Origin of the sequence: Limnobacter sp. SAORIC-690 (assembly GCF_002954425.1) — a bacterium.
GTDB classification, from domain to species: domain Bacteria; phylum Pseudomonadota; class Gammaproteobacteria; order Burkholderiales; family Burkholderiaceae_B; genus Limnobacter; species Limnobacter profundi.
The window spans coordinates 2,689,169-2,703,815 of record NZ_MQVZ01000001.1 but is presented as its reverse complement, the minus strand read 5'-3'; the positions used below and the strand labels follow the sequence as shown (position 1 = coordinate 2,703,815).

Genomic DNA, 14,647 nt, shown 5'->3' with positions numbered 1-14,647 from the left:
ACCGTGTGTTTGGTCTTGTAGGGGTAGCCTTGGCAGCATGCCCACTTTGCGCGTAAAGCGTTAGTTAGACCGGGCCGCATCGGCCCGGTTGTCTTTTGGGTAAAGTTTCACGTGAGTGAAAAAACGAACTGGATGGGTGACTTGTCGATTGCAGATGGCATCGGTGTATTCCGAGGCAGTGTCGGAGACAACACAATGCATCGGCACTGGGCAGCCCAAATCACCATCGCATTAGAGGGTACTTTTTATCTGGAGATACCAGGTTTAGACTGTTTACCTGTTCAAGCTGCGTATTTCAGACCCAACGTCGAACATCGCCTTGTGACCGGAAAGGTTTGCTCGTTTTACTTTGACCCAGCATCTCGATTGTTCGACCATTTGGTTGACCCAAGCTCAGGTCTAAATGACAGTTGGGGGGCTTTAGAGCTCACAAGTTGCCTTAAGACGTTGGTCAATGCAAAAAACCCTCTAGAAGCGATACTGACTGTCTTGCGTCCAAGTCGAACAATGGATTCAAGAATATATTCTGTACTTTCCCGCATACACTCTGCTTTGAATGAGGAAGATTACACAAACCGCTTCTCTTTGGCAGAGATCGCGGGTATGTCGCCTTCCAGATTCTCACATTGGTTCGTGGAACAACTCGGAATTCCGGTTAGGAGTTACAAAAAATGGCTAAAACTCCGTTTGGCGATTAACGCGATGCTAGCGGGAGAGTCTCCAATCGACGCAGCCCTCGCTGGAGGATTTAGTGATCAGGCTCACATGAGCCGGGCGTTTGCACATGCGTTTGGCATTACCTACATGAGCGCCCAAACGGCAATAACAAGCCATAAAAATCGGTAGCTCTTTCATTCAATACAAAGGGAACAGATTCGTTGAGTATTGGCGTTCATCAACAAATCTTGGGGAATCCGTCATGAATGATTTAGTTCGCTTGGGCTCATATCCGATTATTTTCGGTATCACCGCCTTTGCTCAGCTCTTATTAATTGAAGCAGGTATTTCTCATTGGCCGTATGCCATCTTGGTTGCTGGTGCAGGCATGAGCGCAGTGGCCATCTTGGAAAGGGTCTTGCCGTACGAACCATCTTGGAACCTAGACCATGAAGATACCCTTCCTGATATTCTTCACGCAACATTTAGCTTGGGGTTTATTTTTGCAAGCGTTGAAATAGCAGAGATTATTCGTGTACTTGTTCCTTTCTCAAAAGTTTGGCCAAACACTTTGCCACTATGGGCTCAGGTATTCGTAGCCGGTCTCATCATTGATTTTGGACTGTGGTTGATGCATTGGTTGAGCCACAAAAATGATTATTTGTGGAAACTCCATGCACTGCATCACAGCGCCGAACGCCTGTACTGGCTTAATGGTGAGCGCCGCCACCCTCTGAGCGCTTTGCTTTTGGCTGGCCCGGGAACACTCTTAGCAATTTTTTTAGGAGCTCCTGCGGAGGTGGTTGGATGTTGGTACACGATAATTGCAGTCCATTTGGCGTTCCAACACTCAAACTTAGACTACACAGTTGGCCCATTAAGAAATATTCTCGGTGTAGCCGAAATCCACCGCTGGCATCACAAGAAAGAGTACGAGGATTCTCAAGTCAACTTTGGCGAGTTTTGGATGATTTGGGATCAACTTTTCAGAACTTTTCACCACACAGTCAACGGCGTAAAAAAAGGGGAGGTTGGCATGCGTGAAAAAATGCCAACCACATACTTGAAACAAATTGCTTGGCCTTTTCGGAGAACAACAAGTGTTAAAAAACATGGGTAACTTCATTCTAAATTAAGGAATAAAAATGGCTCAGGTTTATCGACATCATTTCGCGCATTCTCAGTTTTGTCCTGTCACCAGGGATTCGTGGTCTAGTAACACGAATTGCCTTTCTGAATAGGCGGGCATTTCATCGACCCATACGAACAAAATACACAGCAATCGCCCAGCTTGGGCTTGAGTAGCGTGCTGCAGTGCCCACACTGGAAAAAAAACTGGCACGCGTTTGTGGGCATAATACACGGCGTGCTTACGCCACAGCTTGGGCAGGTCAAAATCGATTCAAGTACAACGTCAGTCATGGCACCTTCCCCTTATTTTTACATGAACCATGGCACGGCCAGCATGAGCAGTGAAAGCACTGCGATGCCCCAGAAAACCATTTTCTGGCCACGGCTGCAGCTTTCGCAATCCGCTTTGCGCCAGAATATTTTGTAATAAGCCAGCGCCAGCAAACCGAGCGTGATGGCGATAAAAACGGGTCGATAGGGTTCCAGGGCGGTGACCATGCCCAGCAACGAACTGCCCCCCACGCCTGCAGCCAGCAGCAAAAGCGGGCCAAGGCAACAAATGGAAGCCCCGAATGCCGCCAGTGCGCTTGCGATCAGGGTGCCGGTATTTTGAAGTGGTTTCATGTTGATTACTCTGAATGCAGTGTGAAAATGGTATTGTGAAAGCCGTACCCAAGTACGGAGTCAATAGGCATGATTAAGAAACACATATTGAGCATTGGCGGGTTGGCCCAGGCAGCAGGCGTGAATGTTGAAACGGTTCGCTACTACCAACGCGTGGGCATGTTGGCACAGCCTGCCAAGCCCCTGCACGGTATTCGTAAATATGGTGTCGGCGACGTTAAGCGGATCAGCTTTATCAAACGCGCCCAGTTATTGGGTTTTACTTTGGCAGAGGTGTCTGAACTGCTGGTTTTGAGCAACGCTAGTTCCTGCCGCGAAACCCAAGATCTGGCCGAAAGCAAGCTGAAGTCTGTTGGCGAGAGAATCCGCGACCTGACTAAAATGCAAGATACTTTGTTGCAGCTTGTGGCTCGGTGCAATGCAGCAGACGACTCGACCAGTTGCCCCATTATTGACGCATTGGTGGGTGAAGATTAATTCCATCATGCAGGCCTAGAGAATTACCTATACTGCATCAATTTGTGTAAAGTCTGCCGCGAAGTTATAGACCTACTGGATTAGATGACAATGATGATGCCATTATGAGCGCCAGCTAGGATTTTTCGCAGCTATTGGAGAAGTAATCATCTGAATGACTGCAAAAAATGCGGCAGGAATCCCAGCGCCAAAATCTGCCTTGATGGTTTGCGAAGTACTAACCGCACGTCATGCGCATCAAACGTCAGACTTATGACAAACATCGAAAGTGCCAGCATTAGTCCGATTGCGGGCTCCAGAAACTGGCCCGATGCTGGGACCAATAACCCCAGTAATGCAATTCCAATCACAAACCAGACAAGGTTGGATTCAATGATGAAGATCAGTCGGCTCATATTCGCAAATCTAGTTTGAAGGTTTGACGCAAAATGTTTGCAAGTGCGCTGCTGGAGTGGTTTCGCCTTTAATGAACTTGGGCCAAGCGATGGACCGCGTTTATCCTGTTTTCTCGACCTGAAACACCACTTAAATTCGGGTGCGAAGCGCTACCATCTGACTTTTTGCTGCCAGCTCGCTTAATACGCCACATTCGGCTGACATACCGGGATTTAAGCATCGGTTACGCAGCCGAGTGAGATCCTTTTCCAGCAATTTCAGTTTCTGCATTTGAAGGCGCGCGTCAGCTAAGTGCTTGTCCAAGCAGTCGTTGACTTCATGACATGGCGTGCCAGCATCGTCTTGGATCGCGATGAGTCTGGCGATTTCCCGCAATGTCAACCCCAATGCCCGGCAGTTGCGAATGAAAGCCAGTCGCTCTAGAGCTTGCAAACCATAGACCCTGTAGTTTGATTCGGTTCTTGTTGCGTTGCCCAACAGGCCCTTTCGCTCATAAAAGCGGATCGTTACGGGCTGGCAACCGGCGGCTTTTGCTAAATCTCCGATCTTCATCCCGCCTCCATTGACTTTATACTAACTATAGGGTTTAGCATCGTTATATCCTGAATTCTTAAGTCGCCACATGACCACTGAAAACAATCATCAAGAGAGCACCTTTTCTATACCGAAGATGGATTGCCCTTCGGAAGAAAACCTGATTCGCATGGCATTAAGTAGTATTGATAATATCGAGTCGCTGCACTTCGATCTGTCCCGACGAGAACTCAAGGCCCGGCATCAGGGAGAACCTAATCGCTTGCTGGAACGCCTGCAGCCACTTAACCTAGGTACAATTTTACTGGATACTCAACCGTTGAGCGTAAATGTTGAGGCAGGCTTGCTGGTGAGTGTCTTTTCCGTACCGAAGATGGATTGCGCCTCCGAAGAGAATCTGATTCGAATGGCCGTCCAGGATGTGCCCGGCGTGCAATCGCTGTCGTTCGATTTAAGCAACCGGGTCGTTAAAGCAACCCACAATGGCTCGCCCAATGAGTTGTTGCAAAAGCTCGAATCGCTTAAGCTTGGAGCTATTTTACGAGAGTCTAAGCAGGCAACTTCCTCGCCTGCCTCTACCGCTGCGATTGATGATGCCGCCCAGGCGCGTACTTTGCGCCTTTTGCTCGGTATTAACGCTTTCATGTTTGTGATTGAGTTGACGACGGGCCTAATCGCTCAATCGACTGGCTTGATCGCCGACTCTCTTGACATGTTCGCCGATGCTGCTGTGTATGGTTTGGCACTTTATGCTGTGGGACGTGCGGCAAGCATGAAGTCTCGCGCCGCGCATCTCGCGGGCTGGTTGCAGCTACTCTTGGCCGTCGGGGCCTTGACTGAGGTTGCCCGGCGCTTTGTGTATGGTAGTGAACCAGAGTCCATCCTGATGATCGGAATGGGCGTCATAGCCTTGATTGCTAACGTGAGCTGTTTGCTTCTGATATCAGGCAAACGCGAAGACGGCGTTCATATGAAAGCGAGTTATATATTTTCCGCGAACGATGTGGTTGCCAATCTCGGCGTTATAGTGGCCGGTGCCCTGGTAATGTTTACTGCTTCTCCTTACCCGGACCTTGTTATTGGCACCATCATTGGTGTGATCGTTTTAAACGGTGCGCGTCGCATCCTGCAGCTCAAATGAAGATCCTCCGTCCTTGGTACTGGATCGCCTTTGCAACGCTATTTGCAGTGTTGGACCAGGCATCCAAAGCAGTGATTGAAATTTGGTTGCCTCTACACAACTCAATGCCAGTTGCCGAGAATTTCAATTTGGTTCATGTTCTCAATCCCGGTGCCGCGTTCAGTTTTTTGGCTGATCAGGCAGGTTGGCAAAGGTTATTTCTTGCCGGCATTGCAGCTTTCGCGTCTGTATTTCTGGTAGTTCTGATTGTTCGGAAACCAAGGCCCATTGAGGCGACTGCCTATGCTCTAATTTTGGGCGGTGCGGTGGGTAATCTCGTCGACAGAATTGTTCGGGGTGCAGTGGTCGATTGGCTCGACTTTTATTTCAATCATTGGCACTGGCCGGCCTTTAATTTGGCTGATGTGTGGATTGTCATTGGTGCTGGCTTATTGATTTTGTCGGGTTTCCAGCAAAGGGCGGTCGGGACAGTGCAGTAGATTTTCTCATGTCCGATATGTTAATTCGCCCGTACTACAGGCAAGTCTGGTCATAGCTCTGCGGAATGCGGGCTAACCCAAACATAGCGGTGTTTTCGATGACTCCAATCACACAGAGTCTGAATTAATGGCGAAACCAGAGAACGTTCAATTGCACGCAAATGATCACCGAAAAGTAACATTCCAGGTGTTCGGTCATAAAGTCGAAAGAACGTTGATGGAAAAGGACACTGTTCTGTAAAGCGAGGGGGTTGAGCTGAAAGGTTCTGCTTACACTGCAGTGGCTACTGTGGAATTCGTCAACAAGAAGAAAGCCACAGTTCGATTTAAAACAAACTGAGTTCGTTTGCTTTGGCTTTACTGGGTTGAAGGGATCAATCTGACTCGGTGGGATATTGCAGGCGCAGGCTTGGCCTAGGCAGGAATGGCTGTGATCATGCTTCAACCGAAGATCTGACATCTAATTCCAATAGAAATAAACGGTGAATTCAATCGTGCAGCAAGTTGAGATCGCGCAGCCTTTAGTGGCTAAAAATCGTTTCAATCTTCCCGAAATTAGCGGTACATTTAAAGACCCCGGCACTTAGTTGCTGTTCATGATGGCTTATATCGGCATAATAAGAGCCTGTTTGGCGGTTAACGTTCCGTCTAGATTTTGGGGACTCCGCAATGTTAAATTCAATGCTCCCTGTTAAGCTCAACCTATGAAGCTCAAGCCTTGGCCATGGGGGTTTTGCGCTTGATTTAAATCGCTTAGGACAACATTGATAACAGTCCATCTTGGAGCTTAGTCATGGGCAAGAAGTATTCTGAAGAAATCGAATATATTCCAAAAGCGATCAAATGGGCCCTAGGTCAGAACATAGAGCAACTTACACGCTCCTTAATAAGCCTCTCTGCGCAAAGCTTAGTTGGTATCGGTTCAGGAGGATCTACAACCGCTGCAGCATTCATGGCAATGCTTCACGAAAACCACAACGGCCATTTGTCGAATGTTCGTACCCCCGGTCACTTCTTGGCCATTCAGAAACAATTGCAAAACACTGGAGCGATGCTGATCTCAGCTGAAGGCAAAAATATGGACATTCTGGCTGCGGCAGACCATCTTGCATTTCTCGAAATGCCAAGCGTGGCACTAGTGCTTCGGTCAGATTCTCCACTGGCAATGAAGTGCCAAGAAAAAGGCACCACGGCGGCCGTAGCCTTTGACATGCCGTGGCGAAAAGATGGCTACTTGGCCACGAACTCGCTCATTGCAACCATGGTTTTACTTGCGCGAGCCTATCAAGAAAATCAGATAGATAAACTCAAGGAGATCGACCATGTATGGCTTGAAAAAAGACGTCAGATACTAATTGGCCAAGGATTAGGGGAATATTTCCCAACCAGAAGATCACTCTCAATTCTGCATGGGTTGGTTGGCCACATCGGTGCGATTGATATTGAATCCAAATTAGCGGAATCTGCCTTTGGAACTTGCGAGGCTACCGACTATCGACAATTCGCACACGGACGTCATTTACGCCTATCGGACCCAGTACAGTCACCTTGTTTTCTGGCGTTCAATTGCACCAAGGACAGGGTTTTATGTGAATCAACGCTGGCTTTGTTTCCCGAAGACATTCCGTTGATCAGGCTTGAACTGCCCAATGACCCTGCGCTGGCAAATATTGTTAGTGTCATCGACTCAATTTTGATCACAGGGATTTTGGGTGATGCCCTAGGCAAAGATCCAGGGCAGCCTCAGGTCAGAGAGTTCGGTAGAAGTATTCATTCCCTTGATATCCAAAAACTGATTCCTGCACCCAGAGCCAACCCAGTCGCATTACATCGTAAAATCAAGGGGAACACTGAAAAAGTAACTCACAATCAATGCTGGATGGGCGGCTCATCCAGATTTCTGGCGCAGTTACGCTCAGCCCGAATCAAGGCGATTGTTTGCGACTTTGATGGCACTGTCTGCGATACAGAAAAACGATTTGATGGATTGGATCAAAGGTTAGTCCCAATCATTGAGCGTATGGCAGGGGAGGGGATTCATTTTGGCTTTGCAACAGGTCGAGGTGATTCACTTCATGACGATCTGCGAGGCAAGTTAAGTCCAAACGTATGGTCTAAAATTCTCATTGGGTACTACAGCGGATCAATAATTGCGCGACTTGACGAAGCAAAATTTGAACATCCAATACACGATAATCGCTTTGATATTTTGGAAGAATGGCTAAAAGATAACGGTATACTGACCGGGGTTTCGGGTTCTGTTAGGAAACATGGCGGGCAATTGAGTATTCGAATGGCGAACATGAGCCCAATGTCCGGGGTAGTCAGTGCGATTAAATACTGGATTCAAAAGACGAGTAATTATGGTTGGCGAGTTTATTGCTCCGGACATTCGGTTGATGTACTAACTGACGCCACGAGCAAACTATCAGTCGTCAACGAAATATCTCGCTCTTTGAAAGTGGATCCCAGAACTGAGGTTTTAAGAATCGGTGATTCGGGCAATATCGAGGGCAATGACTTTGAGTTACTCGGAGAGGGTTTGAGTTTCAGTGTTGATAAAGTTTCGCCCTTTTCCGAATCTTGCTGGAACCTCTTGCCAAGAGGGATAAAGTGCTCTGCAGGCACCATCTTCTATTTAGAATCGCTCGAAAAAACGACAAGCGGTTTGCGATTCTCTGATGATTTTTTAAATCACCTAGACTCGATATTCGCTGAAAGCATGGGGGCAATGTGAAATCTAAACTTGCAATGAGACTACTTGCTGATCTCATGCAATGGAACGAGAGTCAAGCCACCAAGGAATTCGCTTGGTTAAGCCTGCTGGTGAACTCAAAGTATGATCACTACCAAGGGTACAGTCCAGGCGCCCATTTTTATGCAAATCTGTTGGCTTGGATTGGCCAGTTCGATGTGACTGATCGGGCCACAGCCTACCGCTTTTTAAGAGAACAATTGATTTATGTCTCGCAGAAGGAAATGCATCATTTAGTCAACCTTACGATGCCAGTTATTTTGGAAGAAATGCATTTGGAGGTTGCTTCACAGCTTAAGCTGCCTTACTACAAAGCGTGGGGCGACCAGCAAGCAGAAAAGCGTTTATTGCTCATGAGGCTTCGAACACTGTACGTTGGCCTTAGCGACGGGGCCAAGATCGATGTCTTTAGAAGGGACAATGAAGGAACCGTGTCCAACGAGCAAATTGTGGCCGCCAGTGAGATATCGGAGAAAAAATGGGAGAAGCTTATTGACGCACTTCGCGAGCGTTTAGGGCAGAACGGTTTTGAATCTGAGGAAACGCTTTTTGAGCGAATCTGTTTATTAGATGACTTTACGGCATCAGGGACCACTCTCATTCGATTTGACAAAGGAAAGTGGGGCGGCAAAATCCCAACCTTTTGCGAGCAAAACAATCATCGTTTTAATGACGATAAATACAAGGCAATCGCAAAGGGATGCTGCATTCATGTTCATCATTACTTGGCCACAAAGCGGGCTGCTGTAACAACAGAAGAAAAGTTGTCTGAATATAGGGCACAAAACCCAAGCTTTCGGTTTTCAGCGACTTTTTCATACGTACTTGAAAACGATATCGTCGTGAGCGAAACAAGCTCCCCCGATCTGGTTGATCTCTTAAAAAGGCATTACGATAAGTCAATTGAGGACGACATAGTTGGGAAAGACATCTGGTACGGGTATAAGCAGGGAGGCCTTCCCCTCGTGCTTTACCACAATACTCCGAACAATTCAGTTGCGACCCTCTGGGCATCCTCTACAGACCGTTGGAAGGAGCCATCTCCAAAAATGAAACCCCTGTTCTCAAGAAAAAAGCGTCACATCGGCCATGGATAATCCATTCAAAAAAAGGGCTACCGAGTACTTTGATGATCCGGCGAGTCTGATTCAAGTTTTGAGTCCAGAGCCATTGAGACGTTTCTTTCAGGATGGAAGCTCCGCCTATTTTGATCGGCTCGTGACGATTGTCGGGACACCGGGCAGTGGAAAAACATCTATTGCAAGATTAGTAGAATTTGACACAGTAGTTGCACTACTGAAATCACTCCACAACAAAGATCACAAAGAACTAGCCCAGGCATTGGCTGAATTCAATATTCTTGCGGATAGTAAACCGAGGATCATTGCATACCGATTGCCAACTTCTTCTGACATACGAAGCATATGGGAACTTCCATACTCAACAAAGATTAGGCACGGTTTACTGCGCTCTTTCGTTCAAGCTAGATCGGTTCTTGGTTGGCTTCGTAAGCTAGAAGGTGCTGGTGTTAAGTTAAATGAAGTTCAGATTGTTGTACGCCCACAATCCGAGGTTCAAGCGCGTCTTGTGCATACTTCTGATCCGATTGTATTTCGCGACTATGCAAGGTCAATTGAGGAGAAAATTTTTCGGATCATCACCGCATTGGTCCCTCCAAAAGAAGATGAGTTGTCGATCTCCGCACCGGAGTCCACGTATGAGATATTCCAGATTATTGATGCTTTCTTGGTGCCGGAAATTGAGGGTGTTTCTACCAGTGAGCTAACGCTCAAACCACTATTCATCATGGATGATGCCCATGAGTTACATCCAGAGCAATACCTTGAGGTCGACACATGGCTGAGAGATCGGGAAATCAAAATTTCTCGCTGGCTTATGACCCGAGTTGATGCCGTAAGTCCTGAGGCACTCCGAAAAGCGCTGCAAAATAAGGAAGTAGCCCAGTTCGGAAGTACAAAAAATCGGGACTGGATTCTAAAACTCATGCAGCGCGGGTCTACCACTACAGAAAAAAGGGCATATCGCTCTGCGGTAAAAGATATCGCAAAGCGGTACATAGATCACATGCCCACGTTGCGCCGTCGCGGTGTTCAATTACCGGATAGTCTCTCCGCATCCAAGCCAGAGCTTTCAAAAAGTCAGTTAAGTGAGCTAGAGAAAAGTGTGTTATTGGCCGCCAAAGAGTCTGGTTTTTCAGATGACCGCCTGGATCAGATACGTTCCTGGATTCCTGAGCATGTTTCAAAAGATGAGAAACTCGCGCTGACTAGGATTCTGATACACCGGGAGCGCCGTCGAACCCCTCAAACGGAGCTATTTGGTTCAGAAATGGATTTGGCAGAAACCATGTCCGAACCAAGATCGGTGAGTTCTCAGTTGATCAACGGTGCTAATCTCCAGTTGTATCATGAGTTTGAGAAACCTTATTACTACTCTTTTGAAACTCTCGCCGACGCAAGCAGCGAAAACATTGAACAGTTTATTCATCTAGCTGGCGTGCTGGTCGACCAGCTCGAAACGAAAGTTGTGAGAGGAAAAACCGCCCAATTAGATGCTAAATCACAAAACTCCACTTTGGTTAAGACGGCACGAGAAACAATTCAAAGTTGGAATTTTCCTCACAGTTCTGAGGTGAGACTTCTGGTTGAGTTCATTGCCTCACATTGCTTGCAAAGAACATTGGCGCCGAATGCGCCACTTGACAGCGGGGCCAATGCATTTGGAATTTTACAAAGCGAGATGGACCAGTTTCAAAAAAATGGTGGTGAATTAATTTCTGTACTCCATTACGCCCTTGCCTACAATGCCGTCACATTGTACGAAGGATACGAATGCAAGAGAAAAACGTGGTGCCTTTTCCAGCTCGGAGGCCTTCCAATCCTCGCCAACGGCTTAACCTTCAGTAAAGGCGGTTTCTGCGAAGGGACTCTTTCTCAGTTGATTGAGAGCGTTAAAAAATGACCTGTTTTAACTCAGGCAAGTGCTTTGCACAAAGCGGTGACAAAGTTGTCAATTTTGTTCAGGAACATTTTTCTAACGCTGAGCGGACGTTGCTTATTTCTACTTTGGGAATTCAGCCTCAGAGCTTGTTCTTTCCTGCCGAAGTGTTTGCGAAGGTACCCAACCTCGACATTCGATCTATCGTAGAAAAGCGCCGGCACAATGTGCCATTAGAGTCTATTGGGAAGTTGCACAGGGACTATCTCACCTCACGTCATGACAACACTCGCTTGGAATTTGTCGATATTGAAGTGATAGCTAGCGACGGCGCAACGGTCGGCGGAAGGAACGCAGTTGCCAAAGCACAAGAATGGTACAAACAACGTTATTCCGACATAGTAATTGACGCGACGGGCATGTCCAGAGGAGTATGCTTTCCCATTGTTCAACAAGCTTTACAAGCGGGTTTGGATATGGGCTCGAACGTTCACTTGCTTGTTGCATCGGCAGAATCCAATGGCCATGAACTGGTCTCTGAATCTAGCGACAGAGCTGAATGGATGCATGGATTTCAAGGAACCATGGGGCTTGACAGCACCTCGGGAAATCTGAAACTTTGGGTACCACAACTCTCTGAAAGGTCCTCAGCACAAATGGGAGTAATGTACCGAGCGTTGTCATCTACCTCAAGTGTGGGGGAAGTTTGTCCGATAGTTCCTTTTCCGTCCAAAATCGCGCGAAGAGGCGATGAGCTTCTCTTCGAATACGAGAAAGATTTTTATGGCGAGTGGGATTGTAGTCATCTGAACGTTATTTATGCACATGAGTCCAACCCTCTAGATGTATATCGATCAATTGTTAAAATGATCAATGCTAGGCAAGAGGTGTTTACAGCGACAGAGCGGAAGGCAACTACGGTTCTCTCTCCTTGCGGATGGAGAATCGGGAGCTTGGGAATGCTCTTAGCCGCAATCGACCTTGATTTGCCAATGCTTTATGTTGAAACAGTCGGGTACAATCTCCTTTCAGAAATTCCAACCTCTGTACACATCGCTAAACCAGATCATATTTGGCATATTTTGCTGGCTGGAGGCCCTTATGACAACACAACTCTATAGTTCAGCCAACGAATTGCAAACCCCAAGAATTGTGGGAACAGGGTTGGTTGCGCTGGATGTATTGATTTGTGATCAAGTTCAATCGGCTACATCCAGTCTGGGCGGATCGGCTGGAAATGTTTTGGCCATTCTTGCGTACCTTGGATGGTGCGCTGTTCCTGTTGCCAAATTAGGCAATGACCGTGCAGCTGCTCGCATTTCTTCAGAATTTGAAGCACTAAATGCAGATACACGATTCATAGTGCGCGATGAGTCCACTCCAACACCAATTGTTTATCAATGGCCAGGGGACGACCAAACAACCCATAAATTTAGTTTCTGTTGTCCGATCTGTGGCACAAAACGAAGTTTTCTGTCGGTTGACGAAAACGCAGCGCTTTGCAATACCGTTCTGAGTGAAATAAAAACTACAGATGTATTTTACTTTGATCGGGTAACGCCTTGGGCCTTGAGCCTTGCCAAGACCTATCGTAGCCGTGACGCCATGGTTGTATTTGAACCTTCGACCATCCAATCAGACTGCGACTCTTTTCAAGAGGCACTCGATGTTTGCAACGTGTTGAAATACGCGGATGATCGAATAGACGAATTGAAGAACTTTAATCGGGAACAGATAGAGATAGAGATCAGGACGGAGGGAGCCAAGGGACTCAGCTTTAAACTTGCAGCAGAGAAAGACTCTGACTGGCATTTTTTAGAAGCACTGAATGTCCCCAAAGTCTCTGACACTGCGGGGGCAGGTGACTGGTGCACGTCGGGATTTCTGCACTATTTATCTTCAAAAAAGACAAACTTTAGAGACAGCACCCCTCTCGGCTTGGCTAATGCGCTCCGTTATGGACAGGCACTGGCAGCGCTAAACTGCACCCAATCCGGTGCGAGGGGTCTTACCAAGCAATTTGATGGTGGTTATCTAAAAAACAAACTCGAAAATCTACTTACTTCAGATTTGCTCACTGCTAATTTCGAGTCTCTTTGGAACCATGTCTCAAAAGACCTTTACTTGACTCTTGACGTTAAATCGCCCCAAGCTGGAACTTACTCCATGGTCGAAAAAGTAAGTATGGTCAACGACTTATGCTGCAAGTCCGTTGAGATTTGATTTTGCGCTGGAATCAGGTTCTTCCGCTTGACGAATCTCATCACGAACCTGCATCAGCAACACCCCAAGCATATTCTTGCCCACGCCATTTACCTCCCCCCACAAACGATTGACTGCATTATCAACTGTGGCTGACTCGACAAGACGTGCATTACCCGTACCAAGCAACAAAAGCTTTAGGTCCTCGTGCTGCGTATACTTGGCCAGAAGTATACCTTTCATCCTTTCAAACTTAATTTTTGACCAATTAGGCGCAATGTCCCAAGTATAAAGACCATGGGCAGCCATTGCCACCAGAGAGGGCGTGGGAGCGCTAAGAATCCAGTTACGGACCTCCTCTTTTCTTGCTTTTCCAGCTTGATAGGCATGCTCGGCGGTCGGGTAAGCAACTCCTTCAAAATGCACAGTCCGCCGGAAAAGATTACTAAATACCCCATATGGTTTCTCATTGGAACGATAGAACCGGATCTCAGCTGACACTGGATCCGTGCTCAGATTTTCCAGGATTTGAATTGGCTTGTTTTTTGGTCTTGACGTCTTCGACATGCGAGTCCTCCTGGGCGGTGTGTAATTCATGATTAATGCCAACCGACTCGCAATGCTCAAGAACCAGAACCTCAATGAAATTGGTGACACTTCTTCGAACTCGTTTCGCAGCTAGCTCTGCAGCGGCCTTTACGCGAGGTTCGACACGAAGTGTCATCGATACGGTCTTAAGTTTGAGTTTTCCTTTTGGCATGAATGCATTATACAGTATTTAATAATTCATAATACGTTTATATGTACTGCGTTTATACTGCATATTTATTGAGATAGGCATACAAGAACTTAGGGGTGGCCCACCGGTGTAGATTGTCGTTCCGTTTGAATCGAAAAGCCGATCACCGTAACTTGATTTTCGCTGCTTGCAAACACATCACCACCATGCAGTTTCGCAATTGCAGCCACAATGGCCAGGCCAAGTCCGTGATTGCTCCCAGTGTCACTTCGCCCCTCTTCAGCACGGAAAAAGGGTTCGAACAAACGGTTCAATTTGACTGGATCAATTGTCGGGCCTTCATTCGAAACCTTGATCCACACCCTCTCTGCTTCTCGGGTAATGTGCACGGTAATTTCTGTGTTGGCCTGCGCATACCGAATTGCATTGGACAGCAAATTGCTCACTGCTCGTTTAATCAATTCGGTTTCAGCCTCCACCGTGGCATCGCTTTTAACTGTGATGCGAAGATCTCTGTCTTCGGCCAACTGTTCAAGGTATTCCGCGACTGATAC

16 protein-coding genes are annotated in these 14,647 nt (G+C 47.1%); 10 read left to right on the top strand and 6 right to left on the bottom strand.

The features are described from left to right. Nucleotides 1–111 precede the first annotated feature (111 nt). A complete protein-coding gene (locus BSZ31_RS12925) occupies nt 112–846 on the top strand; it encodes an AraC family transcriptional regulator (protein ID WP_138515462.1) in 735 nt (244 codons plus the stop codon). 73 nt (nt 847–919) lie between these two features. After that, nucleotides 920–1,777 (top strand): sterol desaturase family protein, encoded by an 858-nt coding sequence (locus BSZ31_RS12920; RefSeq protein WP_105029083.1) that lies wholly within the window; start codon nt 920–922, stop codon nt 1,775–1,777. A gap of 92 nt (nt 1,778–1,869) precedes the next feature. On the opposite strand, the gene BSZ31_RS17435 is transcribed toward BSZ31_RS12920, so the two are convergent. Together BSZ31_RS17435 and BSZ31_RS12910 are read right to left on the bottom strand one after the other, a co-directional pair. Continuing rightward, nucleotides 1,870–2,079, bottom strand: a complete 210-nt coding sequence (locus BSZ31_RS17435; RefSeq protein WP_105029082.1) for a GDCCVxC domain-containing (seleno)protein — start codon at nt 2,077–2,079, stop codon at nt 1,870–1,872. A gap of 18 nt (nt 2,080–2,097) precedes the next feature. After that, nucleotides 2,098–2,412, bottom strand: coding sequence for a mercuric transporter MerT family protein (locus BSZ31_RS12910; protein ID WP_105029081.1), 315 nt, complete (start codon nt 2,410–2,412; stop codon nt 2,098–2,100). Between the two features lie 69 nt (nt 2,413–2,481). On the opposite strand from BSZ31_RS12910, the gene merR reads away from it, so the two are divergent. Next, nucleotides 2,482–2,889, top strand: coding sequence for an Hg(II)-responsive transcriptional regulator (merR, locus tag BSZ31_RS12905; RefSeq protein ID WP_105029080.1), 408 nt, complete (start codon nt 2,482–2,484; stop codon nt 2,887–2,889). Between the two features lie 146 nt (nt 2,890–3,035). Here the strand turns inward: merR and BSZ31_RS12900 are convergent, their stop codons facing one another. Both BSZ31_RS12900 and BSZ31_RS12895 read right to left on the bottom strand, forming a co-directional pair. Further along, nucleotides 3,036–3,284, bottom strand: coding sequence for a hypothetical protein (locus BSZ31_RS12900; RefSeq protein WP_105029079.1), 249 nt, complete (start codon nt 3,282–3,284; stop codon nt 3,036–3,038). Nucleotides 3,285–3,414: 130 nt separating this feature from the next. Beyond that, on the bottom strand, nt 3,415–3,837 hold the full coding sequence (locus BSZ31_RS12895) for a MerR family transcriptional regulator (RefSeq protein ID WP_105029078.1): 423 nt from the start codon (nt 3,835–3,837) through the stop codon (nt 3,415–3,417). 70 nt (nt 3,838–3,907) lie between these two features. Between BSZ31_RS12895 and BSZ31_RS12890 the strand changes: the two genes are divergently transcribed. The 7 genes from BSZ31_RS12890 to BSZ31_RS12865 all read left to right on the top strand — a co-directional run bounded on the left by BSZ31_RS12890 (nt 3,908) and on the right by BSZ31_RS12865 (nt 13,375). Then, nucleotides 3,908–4,960 (top strand): cation transporter, encoded by a 1,053-nt coding sequence (locus BSZ31_RS12890; protein ID WP_240605711.1) that lies wholly within the window; start codon nt 3,908–3,910, stop codon nt 4,958–4,960. After that, entirely contained in the window at nt 4,957–5,439 is a 483-nt protein-coding gene (gene lspA, locus BSZ31_RS12885; protein ID WP_105029077.1) for a signal peptidase II, read from the top strand. The genes BSZ31_RS12890 and lspA overlap by 4 nt, the downstream gene beginning before the upstream one ends. Nucleotides 5,440–6,232: 793 nt before the next feature. Beyond that, a complete protein-coding gene (locus BSZ31_RS12880; RefSeq protein ID WP_105029076.1) occupies nt 6,233–8,176 on the top strand; it encodes an HAD hydrolase family protein in 1,944 nt (647 codons plus the stop codon). Beyond that, nucleotides 8,173–9,291, top strand: a complete 1,119-nt coding sequence (locus BSZ31_RS12875) for a hypothetical protein (RefSeq protein ID WP_146106691.1) — start codon at nt 8,173–8,175, stop codon at nt 9,289–9,291. Before BSZ31_RS12880 ends, BSZ31_RS12875 begins: the two co-directional genes overlap by 4 nt. Then, nucleotides 9,284–11,176 (top strand): hypothetical protein, encoded by a 1,893-nt coding sequence (locus BSZ31_RS12870; RefSeq protein ID WP_105029074.1) that lies wholly within the window; start codon nt 9,284–9,286, stop codon nt 11,174–11,176. Before BSZ31_RS12875 ends, BSZ31_RS12870 begins: the two co-directional genes overlap by 8 nt. Next, nucleotides 11,173–12,273: a hypothetical protein gene (locus BSZ31_RS16940; RefSeq protein ID WP_168426979.1), complete on the top strand. Its 1,101-nt coding sequence runs from the start codon at nt 11,173–11,175 to the stop codon at nt 12,271–12,273. Before BSZ31_RS12870 ends, BSZ31_RS16940 begins: the two co-directional genes overlap by 4 nt. After that, nucleotides 12,254–13,375 carry a PfkB family carbohydrate kinase gene (locus BSZ31_RS12865; RefSeq protein ID WP_168426978.1) on the top strand — a complete coding sequence of 374 codons (1,122 nt, stop codon included), beginning with the start codon at nt 12,254–12,256 and terminating at the stop codon, nt 13,373–13,375. The genes BSZ31_RS16940 and BSZ31_RS12865 overlap by 20 nt, the downstream gene beginning before the upstream one ends. Here the strand turns inward: BSZ31_RS12865 and BSZ31_RS12860 are convergent. Both BSZ31_RS12860 and BSZ31_RS12850 read right to left on the bottom strand, forming a co-directional pair. Continuing rightward, the gene (locus BSZ31_RS12860; protein ID WP_105029072.1) at nt 13,349–13,921 is read right to left on the bottom strand and encodes an NADAR family protein; all 573 of its coding nucleotides are present in this window, start codon (nt 13,919–13,921) and stop codon (nt 13,349–13,351) included. The two genes, BSZ31_RS12865 and BSZ31_RS12860, sit on opposite strands and share 27 nt — an antisense overlap. Nucleotides 13,922–14,203: 282 nt before the next feature. After that, on the bottom strand, nt 14,204–14,647 hold a 444-nt coding region (locus BSZ31_RS12850), incomplete at its 5' end, for an ATP-binding protein (protein ID WP_168426977.1).

Bases quoted from the DNA above. Each gene is read 5' to 3' on its own strand.
- BSZ31_RS12920 (WP_105029083.1), top strand. From the start codon at position 920: ATGAATGATTTAGTTCGCTTGGGCTCATATCCGATTATTTTCGGTATC.
- BSZ31_RS17435 (WP_105029082.1), bottom strand. From the start codon at position 2,079: ATGACTGACGTTGTACTTGAATCGATTTTGACCTGCCCAAGCTGTGGC.
- BSZ31_RS12910 (WP_105029081.1), bottom strand. From the start codon at position 2,412: ATGAAACCACTTCAAAATACCGGCACCCTGATCGCAAGCGCACTGGCG.
- merR (WP_105029080.1), top strand. From the start codon at position 2,482: ATGATTAAGAAACACATATTGAGCATTGGCGGGTTGGCCCAGGCAGCA.
- BSZ31_RS12900 (WP_105029079.1), bottom strand. From the start codon at position 3,284: ATGAGCCGACTGATCTTCATCATTGAATCCAACCTTGTCTGGTTTGTG.
- BSZ31_RS12895 (WP_105029078.1), bottom strand. From the start codon at position 3,837: ATGAAGATCGGAGATTTAGCAAAAGCCGCCGGTTGCCAGCCCGTAACG.
- BSZ31_RS12890 (WP_240605711.1), top strand. From the start codon at position 3,908: ATGACCACTGAAAACAATCATCAAGAGAGCACCTTTTCTATACCGAAG.
- lspA (WP_105029077.1), top strand. From the start codon at position 4,957: ATGAAGATCCTCCGTCCTTGGTACTGGATCGCCTTTGCAACGCTATTT.
- BSZ31_RS12880 (WP_105029076.1), top strand. From the start codon at position 6,233: ATGGGCAAGAAGTATTCTGAAGAAATCGAATATATTCCAAAAGCGATC.
- BSZ31_RS12870 (WP_105029074.1), top strand. From the start codon at position 9,284: ATGGATAATCCATTCAAAAAAAGGGCTACCGAGTACTTTGATGATCCG.
- BSZ31_RS16940 (WP_168426979.1), top strand. From the start codon at position 11,173: ATGACCTGTTTTAACTCAGGCAAGTGCTTTGCACAAAGCGGTGACAAA.
- BSZ31_RS12865 (WP_168426978.1), top strand. From the start codon at position 12,254: ATGACAACACAACTCTATAGTTCAGCCAACGAATTGCAAACCCCAAGA.
- BSZ31_RS12860 (WP_105029072.1), bottom strand. From the start codon at position 13,921: ATGTCGAAGACGTCAAGACCAAAAAACAAGCCAATTCAAATCCTGGAA.